The organism is Vibrio sp. TAP-3B (assembly GCF_057784735.1).
In genome coordinates this window covers 359,579-386,527 of the sequence record NZ_CM173496.1, presented here as the reverse complement: position 1 = coordinate 386,527, position 26,949 = coordinate 359,579, and the positions used below count along the sequence as shown (strand labels likewise).

Genomic DNA, 26,949 nt, shown 5'->3' with positions numbered 1-26,949 from the left:
TTTCGTGTTCTAACAATTTGCAACGTTTAAATGGAGTTGAAGTTTGAATCTGTGCTTCGACAAACGAGTGGTTAATTGAGTTCGAGTTTGTTCTAGTTTATCCAGTGCGATGCTGTCGTCGTCAACGTGAAAATCGATATTTACGCGCAGTTCTTGACCGACTTTAGTGATGCCTGTCAATTTGAGTCGCTGATCAGATACCTTTTCGATTTCAAGGACGTCATTACCGACGACTTGGCAAAGTTCTTTACTTGGCGTCATCATTAATAGTTCACGTAGTGCACCAACCAACATATCAAAAGGCACTTTCAAGAAGTAAAACCCCATCAGAACCATCATCATTGGGTCTGCGTAGACCGCGTAGTGAGCAAATGGGGTCAGTGATATCAACCAAGCTGTTACAAAGCCGATTGTTACAGCCACACTTAATAATGTGTCCATCTGCCACTGTTTTTTCTCCGCTTCAATTAAACCTGATGAGAAGCGACGGCTACGTTTTGTCATAAACCACCAAGCGTAGCCACAACCGATAACGTTCACGACACCAAAGAGGGTCGCAATAGAAGTATCGACCTCACGACCTCCAGACATCAACGCTGAGATAGCAGAATAAAGAGACAATATCACCACCACTAAGATAACCGCCGCCTTTATCGTGATAACAATGGGTTCTAGGACGGCTTTACCAAATGGAAATATGGATTTTGAGGGCTTGCTAATATAATAAGAAGCGGCCAGTGACAATAAAGTTAACAGTAAGCTGACCAAAGAGTAAACACCGTCAAAAACGATGACAATCGATCCCACAAGCAAGCCAAGTACCATACCAACAGCTGCAAACCCAGATGCCAAAAGGGCTGAAACGATTAAAATATGGTTTTCGTTTTTGCTTGTCCTGTCGCACATAATTGATGCCTTTAAATTTTAATACTTCGCTATTCTTCTCTCATAAGGTGATTTAGGCAACTGCAAACTGAACAGGATTTGGTCATGGGAATTGTTTTTTATATCATTTACTTTAAAAACAATGACTTGAAGATTAACTTTGGTGTCATTAAAATTGACACTCACTGAAAGAATGTTTAGAAGTCAAATAAATACTCGCTTAATTTATCCGCTAACCATGTCATCGCTGGGTGTTCTGTTTGACCGTTAGGCGAAAACATACAGTAGTCTTCTTGAGTTAATCCGTAAGTGTGTTTGATCACGGCTAATTTTTGCTGACGAAGATAATGACGAATCAATGGCTCTGGCAATACACCCCAAGCATCTTCTTCCAAGATGGTGTTGAGCATGTAGTCAAAACTAGAAAAACCAATATATCGTGTCGAAAATGGTTCTAGTTCGGGATTGTCTTTCTCGTTTAAGTAAACCATCAGTGCTTGCATTTGGCTGCGCAAGTCCTCGTCAGAGACTCGGCGCATCTTACTTAATCGATGGTCAGCACTGCATACCGACATCATCCGTATTTTACCCAGCGGGTTGTACACGATTCGCGGGTCGTCAACGCGTTCGTAATCGACGCCAAAAGCAAAGTCTACTTGGTGTGTGCTGACTAAGTTCGCTAAGTCACCGCTTGAGGCAAGAATCAAGTTGAACATGGTTGAAGGAAAAAGGTTGTTGAGGGTATGAGAGAGTTCCTGCCATAAATCGTCAGGTAAGGAGTCATCCCTAGCCACCCATACTTCGGCGTTAAATCCTTCTGAAATTTGGGCACAGGTTTTCCGGATACGTTGAGCAGTGATGAGTAGATATTCACAATCTTTATAAATGGCTTTACCCGCTTCAGACATCGTCAGCTGGTTACCCGTGCGAGTAAACAACTCAACATCGAGATCTTTTTCCAGCGCTTTTATCGCCATACTGAGTTTGGTTCGGTTACAGTCCAACTGCCTAGCGGCTTCAGAAACTGAACCACACTCCGCAATGGTACAGAACGCTTCTACTTGAGATAAATTCATGATTTGACACAACCAATAAATGAATTTGAATAATATGGGTATATTGCAGATATGCTCCCAAAGCGGTGAAAGATTATCGAAAAAAGCACGAATCCGCCAGATAAGTCTATGGTCTTTTAATGGTTTTACGGTAATCTATGTGGGTTACAAAAAGTGAACATGGAGGCCACGATGGCACAAGAGTGGGACGGCTTAGCAAAAAACTGGGAATCAAATCCAGCAACAGAGCAATTTGCGCAGTCGGTGTTTGAGCAGTTACAACAACTAACTCAGCTTGATGGCATTAAAGTATTAGATTTTGGATGCGGAACAGGGCAGTTAAGTCAGTTATTATCACCAACAGTGAAAGATATTGTGGCATTAGACGCATCGGAAGCCATGATTGAAGAACTTGATAAGAAAGAACTTGCCAACGTAGAACCTGTAGTCGATGCATTGTCACGTGGTTTGGTGGCTCAGCATCCTGCATTTCGTGGACAATTTGACCTTGTTGTTGCATCGTCAGTTTTGACGTTTGTAGAAGATCTCGACGCCTCGTTAAAGATCTCACATTCTTTACTTAACCCAAGCGGTTATTTTGTTCATTTTGATTGGATTTCTGAATCGGAAAAAGATGGTTTTACGATCGCAAAATCTGAAAATGCATTGCATCAAGCAGGTTTCGTTCAAGTGGAATCGAGAAAAGTTTTTGAGATTACCTCGGAAGGGAAGACGATGTCAGTATTAATGGGCGTTGGTCGTCGCTAAAGCTAAACGAAGAAATAAAATGATACAAGCAAGCTTGCTCGTTCGACTTTAGGCTTAACGAAAGTCCAAATATAATGATAGTCAACAATCGTGGCTTAAAAATATCAATGAACTAGCTTTGACGGTTCTATTTGAGAAGCACGGGAGAGCATTCATTAAAAAAGAAGGCAATTGAATTGACGGTTTATCTAAGCTTAAAACGAGGAAAGACAGGAAATCACATTCGAGCCTGAATGCTCACTCAATAAAAGTTAACCCCACTCGTAAAGTGGGGTTATTTATAACCTGAATTTAGGTTGTCTGGTATGAGCCTATTGAATTTCTAAAAGCTCAATATCGAAGATCAACACACTGGCGGGTGGAATTGGCCCAGAGCCGCTTTTACCGTAACCTAATGTGCTTGGTACGAATAGGCGTATCTTTTCGCCTTCTACCATGTATTGAAGACCTTCTTGCCAACCTTTGATTACTTGGTTAAGACCAAAAGAAATCGGTTCACCACGGTTCACTGAACTGTCGAATACAGTGCCATCGATCAGCGTGCCATGGTAATGCACCTTTACTTTACTGGCTGCGGTTGGATGAGCATCGCCTTCCCCTTTTTCAAGAATCATGTATTGAAGGCCGCTTTCTGTTGTGATGACACCTTCTTTTTTACCGTTTTCTAACAAAAACGCTTGGCCTTTGGCGAAGTTTTCATCTGCAACTTTATGGTTCGTCCATGTACGGTAAATAAAAAAGCCCGCCAAAATAAAAATAATAAGAGGGAATAAAAATTTAGACACGTTGAACTCCTGTCTATTTAGGTTGTTTTAGTAAATAGTTAATGGTCTCTGCAATGGCCTCGATGCTTTCATGACCACCTGTAATTACTTGGTATTTTCCGTTTACGATAAAAGCCGGTACGGAGTTAATCTGACCACGTGTAGTGATAGCTTCCGCTTTTGTGATGTAGTCGAAAAGTTGTTTCTGTTGCGCTTCATCCAGATGATAAGGGCTGATGAGGTTGCGAGATTCAAACGTTTTCTCTACCGCGATTTGGCGCTCGTCAGCAGTCGCTTCAGCGCCCATTTGCACCGCGGAAAAAAGGTCAGCCATAAACGCTTTGTCAGGTGTTGCTTCTAGCTGCATGGCTGCAGTGTAGAAGATGATCGCGCTCACTCGCGCATTTTCATTGAACGTAACATGCATCTTCTCAACGTTCTGTTCTGTTAAGGATTCGATCTGAGGGACGAATTCTTCCATGGAGCGACAGTGGCCACATGTTAAAGAGAATGCTTCGGTAAGAGGAGCTAAATCGTATTCTTGCAGTGATACAGGCAGAACTTCATATTGTTTGCCTTGCTGGGGCTGAGTATTGCCGTTATCACATGCCGACAGAATGGCGACGACGGCAACTAAAGCAAAGCTTTTCGATATGGTTTTGAACATAATAACGCTCTAAATAAGAAATTTGCGTTATTTTATCGGTTAACGATAGTGACTAAAACCATTAAATAACAATAAAGTGAGACAACCAGTAACAGATTGGTTCCTGAGCCTTGAAGTAACCACATGTACAATCGTAGGTGTTTGTCTTTTGGAGCGGCCCATATTTAACCCAGCGCATGAAAGGTGTGGATTGAACCACAATGAGCGAGCAAAAAGCGCTAAAGAACAGGCACGCCTTGTCGATATAATGGGCAGAGTTTACTACGTTGGTAACGGTATGAAGCAGTGGTTTTTAATTGTTTGCGGCATTCTGACAGGATGTAGCAGCATCAATCAAGATATGATTCCCGGTGGGAACATATTGGATACGGCTCCAAGAACAAACACCGAGCTAAGACATCCTGAATGGGGTTATGCGAGTTCATCCCGAGTGGCTGCTTCTTCTCACGTTTATAATTCGAAGAGAGATTCGGCAAAAAAATCGCAAAATGTGACCTCTTTGGAAAGGTTCTTGACTAAGCATAACATCCCTCATGAAACGCTCAGGGGGAATCATGTGATGATACGTTTGAAAGATCAAGTTTACTTTCAAACCGGATCAGCGCAGTTATCGTCACTATCTCAAAGTTGGATTCGAAATATCGGTGACTACCTTTCGGGGGTAATAGATGTGGATGTGGTCATCAATGGACATGCTGATAACACGGGGGCTGCTACCTTTAACGATGCGTTATCGGAAAAACGAGCCCGTGAAGTAGAGAAGCAACTATTGATGACGGGGATACCGCGTCAACGCATTTTTTCTCGTGGGTTTGGTGAGTCTGTTCCTCGATGCAGTAATACGACATCTAAAGGGAAAGCCTGCAATAGACGTGTAGAGCTGACATTGATTGTTGAAGAATAGTCCGTCGATAGAAATAGTAAAAGAGGCATCGTTTTGGTGCCTCTTTTACATCACGGCAATGCTCATAGGGGGAGCTTAGGCAAATTCTTTTTCAATATAAGCGATGATGTCAGATGACTCATATAGCCACTTCGGTTCACCATCTTTTTCGATACGAAGACAAGGGACTTTGACTCGGCCACCACCTTGTTCAAACTCAGCACGATGAATCGGGCTGTTCTTCGCGTCACGTAATTCAATATTTACAGATTGTCGTTTCATTGCACGACGGACTTTTACGCAAAAAGGACAAGCTTCAAATTGATAAAGTGCGTACTGTTTTGCTTTCTCGTCAACACTTCGTTGTTCTTCTGCATTACGTGTAACACCACGAGGTGAAAATATGGCATTCAGTAACAATATAACCTTGCCTAAAATCCAACGGATAAATTTCATAATGATCTCTTGATGTTCAATGGATAAGTGCCTTTACGGATACAATCATGCTGTTTTTTGCAGGAAATTCGGAGTCTATCAGTTGTTTAGTGTAGATTAAACCATGAGATTTATAAGGTGAATAGGCGTTTTAACCACCCTAAGAATCCGCTATTTGATGTTGGGTTAGCTTCTCTCCCCAAATAAAAACTTTGCATGAGCTCCGTTCGAAATAGGTCGACATCAATGTGCTTTATCACAAGTTCATATTGCAATGTGTTTTGAGTTTGCTCTGCATGATCATGCGCTAAGCTAAAGTCCATGTTCAAGTAACCTTGAGTATATAGCCAAAGATGAGTAATCAATATCAGGTCTTCTGCAGACTGGTTGGTAAACTTACCTGCATGCTCATCACCCAAAGAGTCTGTTAGAACTTGCTGCATTTTCTGGGCCGAATGAGCGTGTTGCTCATACAATGCACTCGCTTCAATATGTGATTTAGTTAAAAGGCCCAACAGATGAAGAGCGGGAGCTGTAGTCGGCTTGTTTTTACAAACTTTAGTGAAAAGTGGAGACTGTTCTTTTAACCAACGTCGTTTTGACGCTTTATGTTCTTTAACGAAGGGAATTGCTTTGAATTCCATGTCTTGAACTAGTTCATTAAGAGACGTCATGGGTTTGTAGTTCCTTCACCGTTACTTCGACGTGTTGATCATCAATATCAACAAATATAGAGCTGCCAATAATCATAACAGATAGGCGAGTACTGCGGTCAAGATGCTGACAAATTGAGTCGATAGCTTCGTAGTCAAAGCTCTCTACACAGACAGGAAGCATTGAAAACTTACCCGCCATCTTCTCCCACCATACTGAAGATTTTGTATTATAAGTATAGACTTTGACTTGTTTTGCTAAGCGAGACGCCTTCTTGACTCTATCGGGGTCTGGTTCACCAATCTCAATCCAGTGAGTGATGCTCTGATCATCACTGACATGCCACAAATCAGGCTCTTCAGTGGTAGAAAGCCCTTTAGTAAACGCTAAGTCACTTTGTGCATTTAGACAGTAGGCTAAAATTCGTGCCAGCATTCGCTGTGGCTTTTCAGAAGGGTGAAGGGCAATCGTCAGGTTTTTTGAGGCGTAATGGTCATTATTCATATCGGAAATAGCGATACGAAGTTTATAGATAGTGGGTTTTAGAGCCATGGATTTTTATCGATGTGGTAAGTTTAGGCAAAAAAATAGCCAGCTAAAAGCTGGCTATCGTATCAAATTCTTTAAGAATTAAAGTACTTTGATTTGCTCTGCTTGAGGACCTTTCTGGCCTTGAGAGATAACAAATTCTACTTTCTGACCTTCAACTAGAGTACGGAAGCCGTCGCCAGTGATTGCAGAGAAGTGAGCAAATACGTCAGGACCGTTTTCTTGTTGAATGAAACCGAAGCCTTTAGTTTCGTTGAACCACTTAACTGTGCCAGTAGCTGTGTTAGACATGTTTATTTCCTAAATATCTAAATTTGTGTAATCTTTCGCCTCAACGGCGCTTATAGCGTGAAAAAATAAATTGCTATTGCGTACCACAGGACGGCGGGTTACAAGTAATCCAACGAAATGTGAAAACAAAGAACTTTCTTTCTAGCTGCGTTCGAGTCTAAGTTAAATACAAAAAGAGTCAACAAATATTAGCGATTTATAGGCAATTATTTGTATCTAGTCACTATTTGAACAGCATGCTTTTGGTTATATTTCAAATAAATGACTCAGGGGTGAAGTTTTAAGTATGTGTAGACCTAAAAAAGCCCCGCCATAAATGTGAAGTGACCCCGTAAAGTTGGACATTTCTGTTAAGCGGCTTTCAAGACCTGAGTTCGATATTCTATCGGAGTCAGGCCTTTTAGTTTCACTTTTATACGCTTGGTATTGTAGTACTCAATGTATTCTTTAATTTGTTCTATCAGAGCATCTGCATCTTCAAAGCTTTGGTTGTGATACATCTCTGTTTTGAGTAAAGCAAAAAAGTTTTCAGCAACAGCATTATCCAAGCAGTTACCTTTTCTCGACATGCTTTGCGTTAACCCATTCTCCGCTACCTTTTTTGATACTGTCGATGGCGATATTGCCAACCTTGATCGCTATGTATAATTGGTTTTGAGTTGGGTTTAAGCGTTGATATAGCTTCCGTCAGCATATCCGTGACAAGCGGCAAGCAGGCATTTTTGGCCACTCTATAAGCAACCACTTCCTGAGTAAACAAGTCGACAACGGGAGACAAGTATACTTTCTGCTCTTTGATTTTGAACTCCGTGACATCTGTTACCCATTTTTCATCGGGTTGAGTCGCACTAAAATCTCTTTCAAGCACGTTAGGAGCTGCTGTTCCAGATTCTCCTCGGTATGAACGATACTTTTTAACCCTGACCGTCGATTTAAGGTTGAGCTGAGCCATAAGTCTTTGAACCGTTTTGTGATTAAGCATAACCCCCTGATTTTTTAGTTCCAAGTGAATACGGCGGTAGCCGTATCGACCCTTATGTTCATGATAAATTGACTTTATCAAACGCAGCTCACGTTCGTAGCTATTTGGGCGCTTACTCGTTTGAGCCTGATAATAGAAGACACTTTTTGCCAACTGTAGAGTGTGCAGTAAGTGCTTCAACGGGTACTTGCCTTTAAGAGTTAGAGCTATGACCGCTTTTTCTTTGTTCGACGGTTTTTTTCCTGCTCCAACTCTTCCAACTTTTTTAGAACGGCATTCTCAGTTCGTAAGTAGACCAACTCCTCTTTTAGCTCCTCAAGTGTCATTTCATTATCAGGTTTAGTGGTACGTTGAGGTTGCTGTTTCATTGAGGGTCTTCCTTTCTGGCGCATTTTGAGCCCTTTGATACCGAGCTCATTAAATCTTTTGAGCCAGACAGAGAGTATCCCCGGGGATGAGAGGTTTAATACTGCGCTAGTGTGCGTGAGAGACCAATCATTCGTCCACATTAAATTCAATGCTTTTCGTTTTTCCTGAGCAGTAGCATGCTTAGTTGGTAAAAATGAATCAGCACCATGGATGACAAAGACTTGAACCCAATACCGTATCTGTCTTGAAGACATTGAATATTGTTTTGCTAAATAGCGAGATGACGCACCATCTAAGCATTGTTTAGCAATGATACATTTTAGCTCGCGGCTATATTTGGACATAAAAAGACCCCCAATAATTGGTGTCCAACTATTGGGGGTCAGTTCAATTACAAATCAGGGCTTTTTACTGTTTGTTGAGCATATATCGCTACGCCGATTGGTTCGGTATCTCTACCACATTATTCGGTACTTTATCTAACCCCTTTGCTGTTAGCCACTTTTCCAAATTTTCAGCACCGCCAATGTATTGTCCATCCAACCACACTTGCGGAACCGTCACTGGTGTCTTCTCTCCGATGATGGCTTTTACTTCTGGGATCATTCGGTATAAAGCTGCACTGTTTTTGACAACATCGTGATATTCGTACTGAACACCAGCATCATCAAGTAATTGTTTGGCTTTTACACAGTACGGACAGGTGGCTTTACCATAGACCACACTACCTTTTACTTTGTCACGTTTCACCCACTCTGTGATGACAGACTGTACTAGCACGCCTCGATTCAGCGCTTCGCCTTGACTGATCACCTTTCCTTCTACAAGAAGAATCGGAGCATGCCATGCGCCTGCTTTTAGTGGCTCCCACCAACATGACAACCAATCTTTAACTTCAAGCTCTACTGGTACGTCAGCGAGTTCGTTTTTAAAAGTATCAGTCAAAATATCTTTGGTTAATGTACATTCACCACATGGGATACTTACTTTAAATGGACCCCAGCTACCAGCCCAGCGGTAAAGCGTAATTTTGATCGGTTGTGTCATACGGTGTTCCTTATTATCTCTTCTGAAAATATAGAACTCAGAAGTTAGACTTTTCTTTCAACTAACTTAGTCTTTTTGCTTCCCAAAGCGTGATAAACGCGAGTGCTTGTTAGTATAAACATAAATAATGTGGTGGAAGAAGATACGCCAAAGTTGATGTTGGCAATTTGGGTGAGGGTTTCGATTATAGCACATGCTAGGTCAATGGTGAGCGGCGAGAATGAGTTAAGAAAAAGCCCAACGTTACGTTGAGCTTGTTGTAAATCATTTACTTATTAAATGAAAATGCAGTTCAACTACACACAGGGCAGGCAGGAATTTTCATCAAATTCATTTCTCGCCAAGACATGCTAAGCGCGTCTAGCATGAGAATCTTGCCTTTCTTAGGCTCACCATAATGCGCGATCACTTTGATGGTTTCCATCGCTTGCATCGCGCCGATAATGCCTATCACTGGGGCCATCACGCCAGCTTCAACACAGCTTAATGTACCACTGCCAAATAGGGCGCTCAAACATTGGTAACAAGGCTGGGCTGGATCATCGTAGGTAAACACACTGACTTGGCCTTCCATGCGAATGGCTGCGCCAGACACGAGTGGCGTTTTTGTCGCGAAACAAAGTCGATTCAACTGGTTGCGCGCATCGACATTATCAGAAGCATCGACCACCACAGTATGTTGCGCGATTAAGGCTTGAAGCTGAGCATCGTCGAGGCGTTTAGCAATGGTGTTTACCTCGATATGAGGATTCAGTTCCCGCAAAGCTTCGGCGGCTGAGTCCACTTTTTTACGGCCAATATCCGCATCGTGGTGCAACACTTGGCGCTGTAAATTAGACAGCTCTACGATGTCATCATCAATCAGCGTGATAGTACCGACACCTGCGGTTGCAAGGTATTGGCTAGAAGTACAGCCTAAACCACCTGCCCCCAAAATAAGTACAGAGGCTTGTTTGAGGGCTTCTTGCCCTTCAAAATCGAATTGGCGAAGAATGATCTGGCGGTTGTAGCGCAGCATCTCTTGATCGGAAAGAATATCCACGGTGCGTTCCTAGTATAACGTTGGGTTAAACAGCTGGATTTGAACCGTTTCGCCAACTTCTACACGGCCACGTTCACGTTCTAACACAACAAAACAGTTGGCCAAGCTCATTGAGCGGAACGCGCCAGAGCTTTGGTTGCCAGTGGTTTCAACGACAAACTTACCGTCTTTTAAGGTGGTGATACCGCGCTGGTAATCCGTACGACCAGGCGCTTTCTTAAATGCGGTTTTAGTGATAGCAGGGATAGATTCTGGTGCTTTCCAGTCAGTATGTCCTGCCAGTTTCGCCAGCATCGGCTGCACAAGCACATACATGGTCAATACGGCAGAAACCGGATTGCCTGGTAGACCACAGAACCACGCTGTACTCAACTTACCAAACGCAAAGGGTTTGCCTGGTTTAATCGCCAGCTTCCAAAAGCCAATTTCACCAAGCTCTTCAAGAATGTCTTTGGTGTAATCCGCTTCACCAACGCTCACACCGCCAGAAGTGACAACCACGTCTGCCAAAGTTTGTGCTTTTTCAAATGTCGCTTTTAGTGTTTCTGGGCAGTCGGGGATAATGCCAAGATCAATCGCTTCACAACCAAAGTTTTCGATGAGAGGCTTAATGCCGTAACGGTTACTGTCGTAGATTTGACCTGCTTTTAGTGGCTCACCTAATGGTTTAAGTTCGTCACCCGTTGAGAAAAATGCCACTTTAGGTTTACGTACGACGGTGACATGGCTTATGCCAAGAGTCGCAATCATTGGAATATCACGAGGGGTCAAGCGTGCCCCTTTTGCTAACACAATATCGCCTTGTTTGATGTCATCACCAGTCGGGCGGATGTTGTTTTGCGGCTTCACTTCGGTTTGATTGAACTGGATACCCGCATCGGTCACTTCGGTGTTTTCTTGCATGATAACTGCGTCACAGCCTTGTGGGACTTTTGCACCCGTCATGATCCGAATGCAAGAACCTTGAGGCCATTCACCTTCAAAAGGCTGACCTGCAAAGGATTTACCGACCAACGGTAATACTGTTGACGTTTCTAGATCTTGAATTCGAATTGCATAACCGTCCATCGCTGAGTTATCGAAAGGTGGCACATGGATCGGTGATAAAACGTCTTCCGCCAATACCCAACCTAAAGCGTCGGAAAGAGGAAGGGAAAGGGTTGTTTGGATAGGTTTGATTCGCGATAGCATTTTGTCCATCGCCTCTTCAATTGGCATCAAGCCAGGAGCGTCGCAGCAGCCCATTGAGATAATCCTATGTTCTTTTGTTTTGTGGCAACTTTACCATAAAAAGGGGACCGAGTAAGAATGACCATCAATAAAATATGGATGTAATTATTCAAAAACCCGAGTATCCTTGTCACCCATCCGAAAGGGGTAAAGTTCTAACGGAACATGAAAAAAATAGCTCAGTGTATTCTTGTTATCTGCCTTGGCGTTATAAACATCGAACTGAGCGACTTTTACGCTAACGGTATGAAAACACGATGATTGTATTTCACGCCGAGAGTAGTAGTGACAAAAGAGGAAGTGGAATGTCAGGTCTTAGCGAGTCAGCGAAGTTAGTAAAAGAAGCGCTAGAGCAACGCGGATTAGAAACACCAATGCGCCCTAATGCCGTTAGCCGTGAAGAGAAGAAGGAAAAGATTGAATACCACATGCGTGAGATTCTTGGTCTGCTTCAGCTCGACCTTACGGATGATAGCCTAGAGGAAACGCCACACCGCATTGCAAAAATGTACGTGGACGAGATTTTCTCTGGTTTGGATTACGCCAACTTCCCAAAAATCACAGTTATCGAAAACAAGATGAACGTGAGCGAAATGGTTCGCGTGAAAGACATCACCGTAACTAGCACGTGTGAACATCATCTTGTGACAATCGACGGTAAAGCCGCTGTTGCTTATATTCCTCGCGGTAAGATCATTGGCCTGTCTAAGATCAACCGAATTGTTCGTTTCTTCGCGCAACGCCCTCAAGTTCAAGAGCGCATGACCCAGCAAATCCTTGTTGCTTTGCAAACATTGCTTGAGTCTGACGATGTAGCGGTAACCATCGATGCGACGCACTACTGCGTAAAATCACGCGGTGTAATGGATGCCACCAGCGAAACGACGACCACAGCATTAGGTGGCATTTTTAAGAGCAATCCAGCGACCCGTGCTGAATTTCTGCATGGCCTGCGTTAATCAAATCGACAAATAAAATTGAGAGAGGCTGGCAAGTTGCCATCCTCTTTTTTGTGTCCGTTTGATAGGTCAGTGCGTCGCAATAAAAAGTATTTATACAATTGTGTATTGACAGCCACAATCGATACTCTTATCATGTGCGCCCAGTGAACGGCTACAACTTGTAATCGTTTGTTTTAAAAAGAGATGTCTCTCTAAGTTCAGCTGATCTCGGTCAGTTGTCTTTCTATTTTTATTAATAGAAAGACAACAAATTTGAGACTCGGCATGACTACACAAAGCACCATCAGCACTTCCTCCATTTCCGCTCCAGTTACAGAAAACCGTTGGCAAAAGAAAGCCATGTTAAGTGTCGCGTTTTTAATGGCGACGACCTCAGTTGGTCCTGGCTTTCTAACTCAAACCGCAGTCTTCACGAATATCTACAAAGTCGACATGGCATTTCCTGTTTTGGCATCCATATTTATCACTTTTGGTATTGTGATGAATTTGTGGCGCATCGTCGGCGTCTCTGGCATGCGTATCCAAGACATTGCAAATAAAGTGGCTCCAGGCATGGGTTATGGTGTCGGTATTCTCCTTGCACTTGGTGCGGTGGCGTTTAACTTTGGCAACGTAAGTGGCGCAGCGTTAGGCATCAATGTGCTAACGGGCGTGGACACAACATGGGGCGCACTGTTTACCGGTGTGGTTGGCTGTTTGTTGTTTGTGGTTCATAACGCGTCGAAGCGAATGGACCAAATGGCCCGCTACCTTGGCTTATTCATGATTGTGCTGATTGCATACGTCGCAATGACGAGTTTACCTCCGATGGGTGAAACACTGAGTGCTGCGGTCATGCCTTCGGACATTGACAGCTTGCTGCTTCCTACGCTGACCATCGTGGGTGGTGCAGTCGGCGGCTATTACACAGGCGCCCAACGTTTGGTTGATATTGGCTTAAACGGTAAAGAAAACGTCTCTTCCATCACCTCAACGGCGTGGGCAGGCATTTCTATTGCGGTGATTATCCGAATCTTAATGTTCTTGGCAGTGTTTGGCGTTATCGCGGCAGGTACCACGTTGGATACGGCGAACCCAGCTGCTGATGCTTTCCGTCAAGGAGCGGGGCAATTAGGTTACTTCATTTTTGGTTTGGTATTGTTTGTTGCATCAATTACGTCAGTAGTCGGCAACTCTTACATGGCTATCTCATTAATTAAGACGCTTTTCCCCGTTGTGGCTCGAAACGAAAAAACGTGGTGTGTCGGTTTTATTATCCTAACCTCGCTAGGTACAGTCACAATGAACATGCCAATTCTTCTGCTGATGTTAGCAGGCCTCGTGAACAGCATCATCCTTCCTATCGTTCTGGGTACGGTATTGGTTGCAACGAAGCGTAAAGATATCGTGGGTGACTACCAACATCCGATGTATCTAACCTTAACCGGTGCTGCGATTGTTATCGTGATGGTCGCTTCCAGCCTGACGAACATCGGTAACTTCATGACGAAGTTTGCGGTTTGATGCTTTCTTGAGCGTAATAAAGCCATGGCCTCATCTGAGGCCGTTTTTTTATGTTTGTTTCGGTGGGGTTCTCATGATTTCCGGCCAGTACATTTTCACGTAACCAGCGGAGACCCAAACGACTAATATTGTCGCAATACTGAGCTCTAAGAAACCAAAGTCATGTAGCCAATGCCAATGCGGATGTGACTCTGCAAAAAACGAAGTTAATCGATGCATCGCAATGGCACTAATGACAGATGGAAAGGTGACAGCCGCAATAGATGGTTGGAATTTCAAGCGAAGCAAGCGGAAATAGCAGAGATAGATCAGTAACGTCATTGTAATGGCGATTCCTGCAAGTGCGCCTGTTAAGATTGGATCTGGCTGAGGGAAATTCACCAAATACGCTGCTAATGATAGGTTAACTGGAGCTGCCATGATCGCGAGTGTGGGTCTTGCTTGTTTTGGCAGTGAGCCAAAGAATACTAAGCGGTAAAGTACCAACGGCAACATGAAAAAATAGATACCGATACACATCATCGCCAAGGTTTCTGAAAACAGGTTATGCCCAAATTGGGAGCCCGCTAATGAGCTGCTGATCAGTCCTACTGGATAAAGAAACCAGCTGGGTACAATATTCGACATTTTGAAGTTCATCAGCTGAAAGCCAAAAAATAACACCATCATTGAAAAATGCAGCAAAATCGCCATAAACCAAAGTGGATAAGCGATAATTGGAGCAACAGACGCGAGGTAATCTGCAAGGATTAACAATGCCATACTCATCGGAGCCATTAGACTGCCACTTAATGGATGACGAATGTCTAGCATAAACAGGCGTGGATTGGTGGCATATTTTATGAGAACAGGGGCGAGTAAAAGTGCGCCAAATGATGCTAGAAATGGACGTATCTGCTCGCCAATTTCGGGGGCATACAGTGCCCATGCTTGGCCTAATCCGATCATTCCTAGTGCCAAGCCTGCTTGAGATGGTGGCACATTAGAAAACTGCACAAATCTTCTCCAGTTCAAATTTACTCCGTTTGATTTTGCCTGAATTCACTAAAGGTGATGATGTAGATGAAATACTCTGTTTTTCTTAGAAAAATATTAGCAAGTTTAACGAGGCGTTACTCATAAAGGCGGTAAGCAAAGAGTAGAGAATAATGATTTTGTGATTTTGGTAGCGCAGATTTTAGGAAAGATGCAAAAATGTAGGATTTATAGCCCCAAATAACGGTGATTAATATGTTTGGGAGTGATACTCGACGAGCCTAATATGCTTAAGTGGGTAGGTTCTCTGGCAGATCTTGTTGGCGCAATTTGTCATTTTTGATTGTGCGACGAAGTAGCTGGCTGTAAATGGGCTGGCCACCAAGCAATTGAGCGATGATCACGGCACCTAAACATGTGATGATGAGCGGTAGGATCAAGTAGTAGTTGTTGGTCATTTCAATCACCAGCAAAATCCCCGTGATTGGTGCACGTACCGTCGCGGCGAATAACGCACCCATCCCCGCGATTGCAAATACCCCTGGTTCAATTTCGAACGAAGGAAGTAATACATCTGCACTTGCCCCAAATGCATAGCCAAAAAGAGTACCTAGAGCAAGCATCGGAGCAAAGATACCACCCGGAGCACCAGAGCCAAAACAAAGCAGAGTGGTCACTACACGGCCAAAAAACAGCAGCACTAAAACCGAAACCGAGTAATTGCCGTTGGTAATATCAGGAATGAGACCAATGCCACCACCAGTAAGTTGCGGTACATACAAGAGAAGCAAGCCAAATACACCGCCAAGCAGTGAACCCATGATTAAATAGCGTTTACGGTCGTTCTTGTGAATCACGACAAAACTGTCTTGTGCAACAGTGATAAGTTTATTGAAGATAGCGCCAAATAAACCAAACAAGGCACCAAGCAGTAAGAATAGCCACAGAGATTGCAGTTCTGGTGATTGGTATTGCGGCATGGTGATCACCGCGTCTTGTCCATTAATAGCGCGAAACACAATATTGGCCATAATGGCAGAAATGATCACTGCACGAATAGAAATGAGAGAATAGCGAAACTGAGGCCGCATTTCCTCAACCACAAACATTATTCCCGCTAGCGGTGCGTTAAATGCGGCAGCCAAACCGCCAGCGGCACCAGCGGCAAGCAAAGAGTGACGAGTGTCATCATCTTTTACGCGGAAAATGTCGGTGACCAGACGACCAACCGCCCCCCCCATTTGCACCGTTGGACCTTCACGACCGAGCACCATGCCGGAGCCTAACGCCCCCATACCACCAAAAAACTTGACCGGAAGCACACGCCACCATCGCACAGGGCGGATATTGTCCATCGCGCCTTCGATCTCAGGAATGCCCGAACCTGCAGCCTCGGGAGCGAAACGGTGTACGAGGAAGTAGCCAATAAAAGCTAACAGCGCACTAATGAGCACGGCCGCCAACCAAAGTGGAAGAACATTACCGATCTCACTTCTCAACCATTCGGTGCGGGTCTCTGAGACAAAGTGGACAGCAAGCTCGAAATAGGTACCGACCAAACCGGCTAATGTACCGACAATAGCGGCCATTAATAGAACAGAAAATGGTGTTGACCCTCAAGAGACAAACTGGTTAATCGCATCTTTTGGTACATGCGCTAACACAGATTTCACAATTCTCTCTCGTTTGGTCATTAACAAACTCTCCGGTTACTCGTGGAAGGAACAGGAGAAGTATACGCTTCGAAGAGCTTAGACCTAATCGATAAAGATGCAATTTAGCTTTTCACTATTGAATGCTCGACATCACAATATTATTCATTATTGGCAACTGTGCTATTGCTCTCGTATTTAGCGTTTTTTTTCTTGGTCAGGCTTGTGTTCTGAGCGAAATGAACAATACTTTAAATGTAAAGCAACATGACTGCTTCAGAAGGAGGGATATGAGGTTTTACATACAATTTGGATGGATTCAAACCCTACAGTAAGTCCTCGTTTTAAGTTTGGGATGCATCAATAGACTTCCCGATACGCAAACTCACGATTGAGTAACGAGGTAGAGGCGCACGCACTGTGCGCCTTCTTAATTTGCGGCGACGTAAATCGAAGTTACCCCATTTTTCTTGATATATCCTTATCTCAAGGTAAGGTTTCGACTTTACTCAGGCTGGCTAAGGTTAAAGTCATATGTCTCGTCATTGCGCAGTTTTTCTCTCCGTTTTCTGTTTTTTAATTATAAATCCTTCGCTCGCGATGGACGCTTGGTGGCAAAGTACGCTATCAGAACTGCCTTTCAACAAACTGAAAAACGTTATACATACTGAAGGAACTTGGTATCAATGCGATACAGGGCAAAATGTTATGGCGAACACCGAACGGGTGAGGAGTTATTGCCTGGATGACTTTCAATATTATCATCAGCACCTCTATGGTGAGCTTTCTCTGCATACCGAAAGGGCGCGCTTCTCTTTCTTGACGGAATACCAATGGCATAAACTCAACGACTTGATCCTCAATTTAAGGAAAGATGGGTTAGTGTTACGCAGCGTAGTCATGGAGGAAGAGCGTTACGATGTGGTGGCCGCGCTAGAAAAGAAAACAACCGAAGAGGTGGACAAAGACGTTATCTTACTAATGAATCGTTACCCACCAGAAGCGACACAAACCATGTTTTGGGTTAGGGCTAATGAGTTTGAAATGCCATCACCGAACTTGGAAGTTGTCTTGCGCAGTGACGGCGAAATGATTGAGTTACAAGTTATTCGCTTTTAGCTTCATGATGTAGAGAGAGAAACGTTACCATTGCAGATTCGTCGAGAAATCCATCTGACTTTTTATGAGCTCGCAGATACTGGTAACCAGCGATAAGCTTACGATGTGACTCCTCGTCATCTTTTGTAATGCTTTGATTCATGACGTGTTGAAATGAAAGTTTATAAGCTTCCATGTCAACAACCTCAGCGCGACGATATAGGTAGCCACAGCCCGTCGCGAGCCATTCAAGAGAGCAGTTGGCTCGCATCGCGATCTGGTTCGCTTTGGTTAAGCTCGGTTCACTACCTTTTAAATATTTTCGGACTAAGGCTTCCGATACATCGACGCGTCGCGCAAACCCGCTGATGCTTTCTTCACCAATTAAAGTCGCTAAACGGTGGGCAAAAGACATATTTCGTACTCCAGTTCGAATTGCGAAAGTTTACCCGTTGAGCCAAGGTGAAAACAAGACTACGATGGATAAAGATCAATTGAAGGAGAAACCCATGGTTGCAAAAGTTGTGACTGCACCAAAAGGCCCTGAGTTCTCAGAGCTGGTTCAAGGATATTGGCGTGCAGTAGATTGGAACATGACAGCTCAAGAGCGTTTGTCGTTCCTAAAGCAACATATTGAGTTAGGCATTACTACAGTAGATCACGCTGATATTTACGGTAACTACGAATGTGAAAAATTGTTTGGTGAAGCGTTGGCTCTGGATAAGAGCGTCCGTGAGCAAATTCAAATCGTCACTAAGTGTGATATCAATCTATGCGGAGATAAAACACCAGAGCGAAAAATCAATCATTACGATACTAGCTCTGCGCATATTTATCAGTCGGTGAATAACTCACTTGAACGTCTCAACGTAAATGAGATCGATGTGCTATTGATTCACCGTCCTGACGTACTTATGGATGCAGATGAAGTCGCAGCAGCGTTCTCAGAGTTGCACAAAGTCGGTAAAGTAAAACATTTTGGTGTGTCTAATTTCACGCCAAGCCAGTTTGAATTGCTGCAATCGCGCTTAGGTAAGCCGCTTGTCACTAACCAAGTGGAAATCAATCCGCTTAACTTCGAAGTAGTGCATGATGGTACGCTTGATCAAATGCAAATGTTACGCACACGTCCAATGGCGTGGTCTTGTCTCGGTGGTGGTGCCATCTTCAATGGTGACAGTGAACAAGCTATTCGCGTTCGTAACGAATTGGAAGCCATTCGAGAGGAAGTAGGAGCAACTAGCATTGACCAAGTAATTTATGCGTGGGTACGCCGCTTGCCGTCTAAACCACTTCCAATCATTGGTTCAGGTAAGATTGAACGTGTTCAAGCAGCAGTGAATGCACTAAACATTGAGTTAACTCGTGAGCAATGGTACCGCGTTTGGGTGGCTTCTAAAGGCCACGGTGTGCCATAGAAAGCGCATCACTTGACGAATGATTTTTTTCAAGGCTTCCTATGGGGAGCCTTGTTTCATTTTATGCTTTCATATTTGGAGCAAAAAATACAAAAAACTCGTCAGATTTCTCGTGTTACATGCTGTAACCATCTGTTAGACTCCGGCGAAATAGTGGAACATAAAAAGGTGCTTTAATGTCTTTTCCTGTACTCATCTGTGATGATTCAGCGTTAGCACGCAAACAGATGGCGAGATCACTGTCAGCAGTATTGAATGCCGATATTACGTTTGCTATCCACGGAAAAAATGCACTAGAAGAACTCGCGCAAAAAGAATTCAAATTGATGTTTCTGGATTTGACTATGCCAGAAATGGATGGTTTTGAAGCATTAGAAAATATGCAGCGTTTAGGGAATAAAACGCCTGTGGTTGTGGTCTCGGGGGATATCCAACCTAAAGCCAAAGAGCGTGTGTTCGCACTAGGTGCGAAAGTATTTATTCAAAAACCGATCGATAAAGATGAGTTGAAGAACGCGTTAAAAGCGTTGATCGAACCTGCACCTCGCCCGCAGAGAGTCACCCCAACGTCTGTCGAGTTGCCGATTTTGCGTCGTCGTGATATTTACATGGAAGTCGCCAATGTATCGATGGGGCGTGCAGCGGATGCACTGGCACGACATTTTGATGTGTTTGTTCAGTTGCCTCTGCCTAACGTCAATATATTTGAAGTGAGTGAGCTTCATATGGCGCTTCGTGATTTAGCATCCCAAAATAACGTTTCTGGGGTGTGTCAAGGCTTCTGTGGCGAGGGAATTGCTGGTGAAGCATTGGTGATTTTGAGTGACTCCAGTGTTTCTGATCTGAAAAAATTGATGAATATCCCCGCTGATAGTGAAGAGCTTGAAGAGCTTGAGCTACTCATGGATATTTCCAATATTTTAGTTGGATCTTTCTTAAATGGTTTAGGAGAGCAATCGGAAGTTCGTTTTTTCCAAAGTCCACCAGTGCTGCTTGGTCAGCATATTTCTATTGATTCCCTCATTGAATCCAATACTGGTGCTTTCAGTCGTACAATGACATTCGAAGTCAGCTATAACATTGAAGGAACCTCAATTCGTTGTGATCTTTTGTTTATGTTTGTGGATGAGTCCTTACCGTTACTCGACAATAAGCTGTCTTACTTAATGGAGGAGTTCTAATGTTGAATTTGCCAGCAGAGTTTGAACAGTTCCATTGGATGGTCGACATGGTACAAAACGTCGACATGGGGCTGGTGGTGATAGATAGAGATTATAATGTTCAAGTGTGGAATGGCTTTATGACTCACCATAGTGGTCTTCAATCACATCAGGCTATTGGCCGTTCGATCTTCGATATCTTCCCTGAAATTCCGCAGGAATGGTTCAAGTTAAAAACAAAGCCCGTGTATGACCTTGGTTGTCGTAGCTTTATTACTTGGCGCCAGCGTTCTTACTTATTCCGTTGTCGAAATGTACGTCCGGTTACGCAACAAGCCGAGTTCATGTATCAGAATGTCACGCTAAACCCGATGCGTACGCCAACCGGGAAGATCAACTCGCTATTCTTGTCGATACAAGACGCAACCAACGAAGCGCTGATGTCGCAAAAAAATTAACGGTCCAAAAAACAATCAAGAAAAGCCAGGGGTCACTCTGGCTTTTTTGTATACTGATAGTTGTGTTTTCCAATGTGCAGAACGTAAATATGGACTTTAATCTCGCCTTGAAACTCTATACCGCAGAGCAAGTAAAAAACGCTGAAGCGACGGCCGCTCAAATGGCTGGCGTTTCCATGTATAGCTTAATGCAGCGAGCTGGTATGGCCGTATATGAGCGCTTTCTGAATTTATATCCAAAATCGAGAAATGTCTTAATCATTTGCGGCAAAGGCAATAATGGTGGAGATGGATATGTATTTGCCTCTCTCGCGAAGCAAGCTCAACTTAATGTGCAGGTTTTTCAGCTTGGTGACGTTAATTCGCTTAAAGGTGACGCATTGCGCGCGTATCAAGACTGGCAATCTATCAATGGTCAAAATAGTGATTGGGATGAGTGGAATACAGCACTACTTGAAGCCAATGTGATCATTGATGCGATGCTGGGAACGGGGTTGAGTGGTGAGGTGCGGCAAGAATATCGTCGCTGCATTGAAAAAATTAACCAAATCCATACCCCAGTGATAGCGGTCGACATCCCCTCTGGTTTGTGTGCCAATACCGGCATGGTATTAGGTGATGCAGTCCACGCTGCTCATACGGTTACTTTTATCGGAGCTAAGCAAGGATTATGTACTGGGCAGGCAAGGGATAGAGTCGGTGAATTACATTTTGATGGCTTGGGCGTAGAGGCCGAATTTGACGCGATTGAAGAAGAGAGCGCGTTAGGCATTAACCATCAAATCATTTCAAGGTTAATGCCTAAGCAAAAACCGACCGCACATAAAGGCGATAATGGTAAGTTACTTTGTGTTGGGGGTAACCAAGGGATGTCGGGGGCCATTCGATTGTGTGCCTCAGCGGCAGCTCGTTCTGGGGCCGGTCTCATCGCATGTATTACCCATTCAAGCAGCCTGGTCCCTCTGCAGGTAGCGTGCCCAGAAGTGATGAGTCACAGCATTACTTCAGACTTACTTAGAGAGACGGAAAACGATTTAACCAAGCGCATTCGCTGGGCGGATGTGTTGGTATTTGGCCCCGGCTTGGGTGACGATGCATGGGGCTATCAAGCGTACCAATACCTCACTCAGGAGCCAAAGCCGAAAGTTCTGGATGCTGATGGGCTCAATATTCTGGCGATGTTGAATCAACGGTGTGATGGCACTTTGGTATGTGACCATCAGCGCGTCATTACGCCACATCCAGGAGAGGCAGCGAGATTACTTAATGTCACCACTCAAGAAATAGAAAGTGACCGGTACTTTGCGGCTAGACAACTACAGGAGCGTTATGGCGGCGTTGTTGTTTTAAAAGGCGCAGGAACTCTCATTTACGACGGAACGAGAATGTACGTATGCCTTGCTGGCAACCCCGGAATGGCCTCTGGCGGAATGGGAGATGTATTGTCTGGGGTGATCGGAGCATTGCTAGCAAAAGGATTACCGATTTCTATTGCTGCGCGATTGGGAGTGACGATTCAAAGTCACTCAGCAGATCTTAACGCGAAGCAATACGGTCAAATAGGGTTGTTGGCAAGCGATGTTGTTAACACGCTCCGTACTGTGTTAAACCCGAGCCGTGATAAAATTTAGGTAGAATGTGGAAATTTTGGCGAAAGTAAGTCGATTTTTTTATATTTTTCCGTGAATAATCAGCGTGTTTTGAGCTTAAATGAGGAACTTTTCAATATATTTGAGAGGTGGTACGTTTAGGATCTTTTATTATCACGCAAAGGTTTGCGCGATAGGACTATTCGATTAGTCTGATAAGTAATTGAAAATTATAGTTAATAAGACAAATTAACAGTTTGGAAGGTGTTTTTGATATGCGATTGTCAAAATGGTAACACAAAAAAAAATCAAATATCAGACTTGTAGGAAAGAAATCACAGCCTATAATGCTGAAAACCGGAGCGTCTGCCAACGCTCCGGTTTTTTTGTGTCCGAAGAACAGTGAACTCGTCTGCCAACGGTTTCACTACGCACTTTGAGTTAACACATGTACATATGAATCAAGGAATTACACAATGCGTATCGAACAAGAACTTAAGTTAGGTTTTAAAGATGTACTGTTTCGCCCGAAACGTTCTACCCTGAAAAGCCGTTCTCAAGTAAATTTAACCCGCGAGTTTACATTCAAGCATAGTGGCCGTCAATGGTCTGGTGTGCCAGTAATCGCAGCAAACATGGATTCGGTTGGTAGCTTTGCAATGGCAAAAGCGCTGGCAGAGCACGGTGTAATGACGGCAGTGCACAAACACTACACAGTAGAGGATTGGGCAGAGTTTGCAAAAACAGCGGATAAGGCAACCCTAAACAACGTAATGGTATCGACTGGTACGTCTGACGCAGACTTTCAAAAAACGAAAGACATCATGGCACTTTCGGAGGAGTTTATTTTCATTTGTGTAGACATCGCGAACGGTTATTCGGAGCATCTGGTCGAGTATGTAGAGCGTGTCCGTACAGAGTTCCCAGATAAAGTTATCGCTGCGGGTAATGTTGTCACTGGTGACATGTGTGAAGAGCTCATTCTTGCTGGTGCAGATATCGTTAAAGTAGGTATTGGCCCTGGCTCGGTTTGTACAACCCGTGTGAAAACCGGCGTTGGTTACCCTCAGCTCTCTGCAATCATCGAGTGTGGCGATGCAGCTCACGGCCTTGGTGGTATGATTATTGGTGATGGCGGTTGTTCATGTGCGGGTGATGTGTCTAAAGCGTTCGGTGGTGGTGCAGATTTCGTCATGCTTGGCGGTATGCTGGCTGGTCACGAAGAGTCTGGTGGTGAAGTCGTCGAGAAAGACGGTGAAAGATTCATGAAGTTCTACGGCATGTCTTCTAAGAATGCGATGAACAAACACTCTGGTGGTGTTGCAGGCTATCGCGCCGCGGAAGGTAAAACCGTGCTATTGCCATACCGAGGTAGTGTTCACGCCACGATTCAAGACATCCTTGGCGGCGTTCGCTCAACCTGCACGTACGTAGGCGCTGCAAAGCTTAAAGAGCTCACTAAGCGCACCACGTTCATTCGTGTACAAGAGCAAGAGAACAACGTTTTCGGTAAAGAATAAATCAATTGAATTTTGTAACTTTTTGATACAAAAATAAATTTATATTGCCTCTGCATGGTTTAGACTTCTGTAAGTTTACGACTCTTCCGTGAAGAGGCAATTTTATGTCCATCCTACTAACGCTCTCGGCAATGACTATTTTTGCTTTAGAGCATGCATTTGATACGCCCACTCGCAATCTAACGAAATCTCGTGGAAAGAATATTCATCGCTTTGCAAGTGCAAAGATGGGAAAGAGGATCACGGTAGAGTCTACTCTAGAGTGTGATGCTTGCTATCATGTTGATTTTGAGCCAAGTATTGTTTGATTTTGTGCTCAACCGATTCGATTTTGATATTTTATCAACGGGAAGCGTCACACTTATGTTCCTAACTCTCCGGTTAAATGTGGTACCCCTAATTTAAGAATTGAATCGTTGCTACCTAATCCTATTGGAATCGATTCAGGTAATGAAACCATCAAGATCAAAAATATGGGTCAACACTTTGATGGAAAAATGATTACCTAAGACGCCTCTATGAAAAATAAAGTAGTTCACATAACGCTCGAAGCCAATCAAACCTTCTTACATACAATCAATTCAGAGGTAACTTTAAACAATTCAGGGATACCGTTCGAATACTCAATAAATATGAGGTCAAAATTGATGAGGTCAGTGATTCATCTTCAAAAGAAAACGTAGAAATATACTTTCAAAGGGAACTTATGAAAACAAAATTAATAGCAATCATATCGTTCATTGCGATTGTTCTCATGCCCACGCTTGCTTACTCTGCAGATGAGTGGGATAAGAATGCAGTTTATGAATCTGGTGATATTGCTAAATGGTGGAATACTAATGCAATTCCTAACACCTCTTCAGAGTGGCAGCGCTTAGATATCAATACGATAGTAAAGCCAACGCCAACCCCTGACCCAGATGATACAAACATTATTGGGGAAGACACTGATGGGGATGGCCTACGAGATGATTATGCCGTTACTATTGAGGAAAGCTACACGGAATCGAAAGAAATTGCATTAGCAACTCAAGCAGGTAGGGAGTTTGGAAAATTACTTGAGTTTAGTGAAAATGACATTGAAATCACCGTTGAAGATGCACAACTAATGGCAACGAATGGTATTGTTCTACAGTACTGTATTGATGTCTATAAGATGGAAAACCCAGAGTTTTTAAATCCAATTGATTTGTACTTTGACACTTTAGATCGTGCGATTGCGAAAAGAGAAGCTTCTACCAAGCTCTATAAATCGTTACAAGGGAATGACCCAGTAGTGACTGAAATTGATTGTGATAAGTTCTTAGAAGGGGTTTCAAAATGAATAAAGGATTAGCATCAATATTTATCACACTTTTTTATTCGCTCTTCTTACGCAGCATCCTGTGAGGAAAACGTAGATAAAGTGAAAATATTTTACGTGAACGGCGTGTTTATCAATTATCAAAGGAACGGTGCGAATAAAACTCATTTAATGGGATTTCAAAGAAGTATATAAAAGATGATTTTTGAATTATATCCATTTGTAGATGGTACCTATAACAATACAGAGTTTACTACTAACAGCTTCAGCAAGTGGCTTTGCAGAAATATGAAGAAGCTGGAGATGTTGAGAAAGAGGTCATCAAGAAATTACTTCGTAGCACTGCCGTTATTGACCAAGATAGTGAAGTATCAAAGTTACTGATGACTAAATATTTAATTCACAATGAGTAGCGAACTTCTTGCGGATAACCAAGAGACTTTTGTAATGAAATTGGTGTAGGAATACGTGTATAAAACACGCCAGAATCTAGTCTTATTAAATATATATATCACTTACTTGTGTGAGGTGACATTTGGCTGGTTCTAAAATGAGAAAACCCTTGATAAATCAAGGGCTTAAAATTGGCGGAGAGATAGGGATTTGAACCCTAGGTACGCTATTAACGTACGCCGGTTTTCAAGACCGGTGCTTTCAACCACTCAGCCATCTCTCCATTGTGGAAAATATAATAGTGACTGTTACCGATCATGTAAAGTACTGATTAAGAATAGAAGTGTTGTTTGCTTATTTTGTAATCGGGGAGGCGCTGAACAGTGTGGAGATAGAGAAAAATACAGCCAACGATATAAATATAAATAGGTAGAGCTTTTACTTTATCATGAGGTTAATCAATAAAATGGTGTTTTATTCCTATGTTTTTGAAATTTAAGTAAATATCACCTTTGAGAATACATGTGTTCGCCCGAAAGTATTTGCAACAGTTTGTGAACTAATTCAAAATTAACTGGTATAGCCAGTTGTGCTTAAATTTTTAAGGGTACTTATGAAGGTCACAAATCTATTTAAAAACAAAGTTGATGCGATTTCTGCTCATCAATCAGAGTTTATGAATTGGATGTCTCCAACGCTACGTGATTATTGGAGTGACTTTTTGGGAAAGGCTCAAAGTAGCTTTCTTTTCTCAAAGATTCGTGATTATCAACTACCAGCGGTTAACGAGGAAGTTGGACCTCAACCTGCACCGATCGTAATGGCACCAGAAGCTCAAAAACTTTATGCAGAATTAAGTGAAAAGATCGGCGAAGTCATTCATACAGGTGAATGGGTTCATGTGTCTCAAGAGCGTATAAACCAGTTTGGTGCTGTGACAGAAGATATGCAATGGATTCATACTGACCCTGAGCGCGCTTCGGTAGAATCTCCATTTAAAACGACAATTGCCCATGGCTTTTTAACGTTAGCGTTATTGCCTAAGTTGACCGACTCGGTTGATCCTGACAAGCCAATGTTCCCGACAGCGAAGCTCGTTGTGAACTTGGGGTTGAATCAAGTTCGATTTCCTTACCCAGTGAAGGCGGGTAATAACGTTCGCGCAGTGAGCACGCTGACAAAAGTAACGCCCATTAAGAAAGGTTTAGAAATTGAGCGTGAAATTAAAGTGGAAATTGAAGGTATACGTCGACCGGGGGCCGTTGTGATATCCGTAATTCAACTGCATTTCTAAACA

General features: G+C 43.2%; 28 protein-coding genes, 1 tRNA gene and 1 pseudogene. 12 read left to right on the top strand and 18 right to left on the bottom strand.

Going from position 1 to position 26,949, the window contains the following annotated elements:
- Window positions 1-9 precede the first annotated feature (9 nt).
- Entirely contained in the window at window positions 10-906 is an 897-nt protein-coding gene (locus tag AC3D28_RS16235) for a cation diffusion facilitator family transporter (RefSeq protein ID WP_488536689.1), read from the bottom strand.
- Window positions 907-1,082: 176 nt separating this feature from the next.
- Entirely contained in the window at window positions 1,083-1,961 is an 879-nt protein-coding gene (locus AC3D28_RS16230; protein ID WP_488536688.1) for a LysR family transcriptional regulator, read from the bottom strand.
- A gap of 171 nt (window positions 1,962-2,132) precedes the next feature.
- On the opposite strand from AC3D28_RS16230, the gene AC3D28_RS16225 reads away from it, so the two are divergent.
- The gene (locus AC3D28_RS16225) at window positions 2,133-2,708 is read left to right on the top strand and encodes a class I SAM-dependent DNA methyltransferase (RefSeq protein ID WP_488536687.1); all 576 of its coding nucleotides are present in this window, start codon (window positions 2,133-2,135) and stop codon (window positions 2,706-2,708) included.
- A gap of 311 nt (window positions 2,709-3,019) precedes the next feature.
- Here AC3D28_RS16225 and bamJ read toward each other — a convergent pair whose 3' ends face one another.
- Entirely contained in the window at window positions 3,020-3,493 is a 474-nt protein-coding gene (gene bamJ / locus AC3D28_RS16220) for a BamJ family beta-barrel-assembly machinery protein (RefSeq protein WP_488536686.1), read from the bottom strand.
- 13 nt (window positions 3,494-3,506) lie between these two features.
- Window positions 3,507-4,139 carry a thiol:disulfide interchange protein DsbA/DsbL gene (locus tag AC3D28_RS16215; protein WP_488536685.1) on the bottom strand — a complete coding sequence of 211 codons (633 nt, stop codon included), beginning with the start codon at window positions 4,137-4,139 and terminating at the stop codon, window positions 3,507-3,509.
- A 277-nt stretch (window positions 4,140-4,416) separates the two neighbouring features.
- Here AC3D28_RS16215 and AC3D28_RS16210 point away from each other — a divergent pair, with 277 nt between their 5' ends.
- On the top strand, window positions 4,417-5,043 hold the full coding sequence (locus AC3D28_RS16210; protein WP_098414521.1) for an OmpA family protein: 627 nt from the start codon (window positions 4,417-4,419) through the stop codon (window positions 5,041-5,043).
- A gap of 75 nt (window positions 5,044-5,118) precedes the next feature.
- On the opposite strand, the gene AC3D28_RS16205 is transcribed toward AC3D28_RS16210, so the two are convergent.
- The 10 genes from AC3D28_RS16205 to moeA all read right to left on the bottom strand — a co-directional run bounded on the left by AC3D28_RS16205 (window position 5,119) and on the right by moeA (window position 11,636).
- Window positions 5,119-5,478, bottom strand: a complete 360-nt coding sequence (locus tag AC3D28_RS16205) for a glutaredoxin family protein (RefSeq protein WP_488536684.1) — start codon at window positions 5,476-5,478, stop codon at window positions 5,119-5,121.
- Window positions 5,479-5,588: 110 nt separating this feature from the next.
- Complete coding sequence (locus AC3D28_RS16200) at window positions 5,589-6,131, bottom strand: hypothetical protein (protein WP_488536683.1); 543 nt, start codon at window positions 6,129-6,131, stop codon at window positions 5,589-5,591.
- Window positions 6,118-6,663 carry a YaeQ family protein gene (locus tag AC3D28_RS16195; protein ID WP_488536682.1) on the bottom strand — a complete coding sequence of 182 codons (546 nt, stop codon included), beginning with the start codon at window positions 6,661-6,663 and terminating at the stop codon, window positions 6,118-6,120. The genes AC3D28_RS16200 and AC3D28_RS16195 overlap by 14 nt, the downstream gene beginning before the upstream one ends.
- A gap of 78 nt (window positions 6,664-6,741) precedes the next feature.
- The gene (locus AC3D28_RS16190; RefSeq protein ID WP_005375625.1) at window positions 6,742-6,951 is read right to left on the bottom strand and encodes a cold-shock protein; all 210 of its coding nucleotides are present in this window, start codon (window positions 6,949-6,951) and stop codon (window positions 6,742-6,744) included.
- Between the two features lie 350 nt (window positions 6,952-7,301).
- Entirely contained in the window at window positions 7,302-7,580 is a 279-nt protein-coding gene (locus tag AC3D28_RS16185) for a transposase (RefSeq protein WP_488536681.1), read from the bottom strand.
- On the bottom strand, window positions 7,544-8,143 hold the full coding sequence (locus AC3D28_RS16180; RefSeq protein WP_488536822.1) for an IS3 family transposase: 600 nt from the start codon (window positions 8,141-8,143) through the stop codon (window positions 7,544-7,546). Before AC3D28_RS16180 ends, AC3D28_RS16185 begins: the two co-directional genes overlap by 37 nt.
- Window positions 8,140-8,646 (bottom strand): helix-turn-helix domain-containing protein, encoded by a 507-nt coding sequence (locus tag AC3D28_RS16175; RefSeq protein ID WP_098414183.1) that lies wholly within the window; start codon window positions 8,644-8,646, stop codon window positions 8,140-8,142. The genes AC3D28_RS16180 and AC3D28_RS16175 overlap by 4 nt, the downstream gene beginning before the upstream one ends.
- Window positions 8,647-8,734: 88 nt before the next feature.
- The gene (locus AC3D28_RS16170; protein WP_488536680.1) at window positions 8,735-9,349 is read right to left on the bottom strand and encodes a glutaredoxin; all 615 of its coding nucleotides are present in this window, start codon (window positions 9,347-9,349) and stop codon (window positions 8,735-8,737) included.
- Between the two features lie 292 nt (window positions 9,350-9,641).
- Window positions 9,642-10,391: a molybdopterin-synthase adenylyltransferase MoeB gene (moeB, locus tag AC3D28_RS16165; RefSeq protein ID WP_488536679.1), complete on the bottom strand. Its 750-nt coding sequence runs from the start codon at window positions 10,389-10,391 to the stop codon at window positions 9,642-9,644.
- 9 nt (window positions 10,392-10,400) lie between these two features.
- Complete coding sequence (moeA, locus tag AC3D28_RS16160) at window positions 10,401-11,636, bottom strand: molybdopterin molybdotransferase MoeA (protein WP_488536678.1); 1,236 nt, start codon at window positions 11,634-11,636, stop codon at window positions 10,401-10,403.
- A 290-nt stretch (window positions 11,637-11,926) separates the two neighbouring features.
- Between moeA and folE the strand changes: the two genes are divergently transcribed.
- Complete coding sequence (folE, locus tag AC3D28_RS16155) at window positions 11,927-12,580, top strand: GTP cyclohydrolase I FolE (RefSeq protein ID WP_098414179.1); 654 nt, start codon at window positions 11,927-11,929, stop codon at window positions 12,578-12,580.
- Between the two features lie 267 nt (window positions 12,581-12,847).
- Window positions 12,848-14,086: an NRAMP family divalent metal transporter gene (locus tag AC3D28_RS16150; protein ID WP_488536677.1), complete on the top strand. Its 1,239-nt coding sequence runs from the start codon at window positions 12,848-12,850 to the stop codon at window positions 14,084-14,086.
- A 48-nt stretch (window positions 14,087-14,134) separates the two neighbouring features.
- Here AC3D28_RS16150 and AC3D28_RS16145 read toward each other — a convergent pair whose 3' ends face one another.
- Together AC3D28_RS16145 and clcA are read right to left on the bottom strand one after the other, a co-directional pair.
- A complete protein-coding gene (locus tag AC3D28_RS16145; protein ID WP_488536676.1) occupies window positions 14,135-15,100 on the bottom strand; it encodes a TDT family transporter in 966 nt (321 codons plus the stop codon).
- A gap of 251 nt (window positions 15,101-15,351) precedes the next feature.
- Window positions 15,352-16,755 (bottom strand): annotated as a pseudogene (gene clcA, locus AC3D28_RS16140) (H(+)/Cl(-) exchange transporter ClcA).
- Window positions 16,756-17,247: 492 nt separating this feature from the next.
- On the opposite strand from clcA, the gene AC3D28_RS16135 reads away from it, so the two are divergent.
- The gene (locus AC3D28_RS16135) at window positions 17,248-17,832 is read left to right on the top strand and encodes a hypothetical protein (protein ID WP_098414175.1); all 585 of its coding nucleotides are present in this window, start codon (window positions 17,248-17,250) and stop codon (window positions 17,830-17,832) included.
- On the opposite strand, the gene AC3D28_RS16130 is transcribed toward AC3D28_RS16135, so the two are convergent.
- Window positions 17,819-18,226, bottom strand: coding sequence for a helix-turn-helix transcriptional regulator (locus AC3D28_RS16130; RefSeq protein WP_098414174.1), 408 nt, complete (start codon window positions 18,224-18,226; stop codon window positions 17,819-17,821). The genes AC3D28_RS16135 and AC3D28_RS16130 overlap by 14 nt on opposite strands.
- A gap of 94 nt (window positions 18,227-18,320) precedes the next feature.
- On the opposite strand from AC3D28_RS16130, the gene AC3D28_RS16125 reads away from it, so the two are divergent.
- The 6 genes from AC3D28_RS16125 (at window position 18,321) to AC3D28_RS16100 (ending at window position 25,280) form a co-directional block, all read left to right on the top strand.
- The gene (locus tag AC3D28_RS16125; RefSeq protein ID WP_488536675.1) at window positions 18,321-19,229 is read left to right on the top strand and encodes an aldo/keto reductase; all 909 of its coding nucleotides are present in this window, start codon (window positions 18,321-18,323) and stop codon (window positions 19,227-19,229) included.
- Window positions 19,230-19,405: 176 nt separating this feature from the next.
- Entirely contained in the window at window positions 19,406-20,410 is a 1,005-nt protein-coding gene (locus AC3D28_RS16120; RefSeq protein WP_488536674.1) for a response regulator, read from the top strand.
- The gene (locus tag AC3D28_RS16115; protein WP_098414171.1) at window positions 20,410-20,847 is read left to right on the top strand and encodes a PAS domain-containing protein; all 438 of its coding nucleotides are present in this window, start codon (window positions 20,410-20,412) and stop codon (window positions 20,845-20,847) included. The genes AC3D28_RS16120 and AC3D28_RS16115 overlap by 1 nt, the downstream gene beginning before the upstream one ends.
- Before the next feature lie 89 nt (window positions 20,848-20,936).
- Window positions 20,937-22,478 carry an NAD(P)H-hydrate dehydratase gene (locus AC3D28_RS16110; protein ID WP_488536673.1) on the top strand — a complete coding sequence of 514 codons (1,542 nt, stop codon included), beginning with the start codon at window positions 20,937-20,939 and terminating at the stop codon, window positions 22,476-22,478.
- A 434-nt stretch (window positions 22,479-22,912) separates the two neighbouring features.
- Window positions 22,913-23,956, top strand: a complete 1,044-nt coding sequence (locus AC3D28_RS16105) for a GMP reductase (protein WP_098414169.1) — start codon at window positions 22,913-22,915, stop codon at window positions 23,954-23,956.
- Between the two features lie 706 nt (window positions 23,957-24,662).
- Entirely contained in the window at window positions 24,663-25,280 is a 618-nt protein-coding gene (locus AC3D28_RS16100; RefSeq protein ID WP_488536672.1) for a hypothetical protein, read from the top strand.
- Between the two features lie 564 nt (window positions 25,281-25,844).
- Here AC3D28_RS16100 and AC3D28_RS16095 read toward each other — a convergent pair.
- Window positions 25,845-25,935: transfer RNA gene (locus AC3D28_RS16095), tRNA-Ser, on the bottom strand.
- A gap of 330 nt (window positions 25,936-26,265) precedes the next feature.
- Between AC3D28_RS16095 and AC3D28_RS16090 the strand changes: the two genes are divergently transcribed.
- Entirely contained in the window at window positions 26,266-26,946 is a 681-nt protein-coding gene (locus AC3D28_RS16090; protein ID WP_098414167.1) for a MaoC family dehydratase, read from the top strand.
- The last annotated feature ends 3 nt before the right edge of the window (window positions 26,947-26,949 follow it).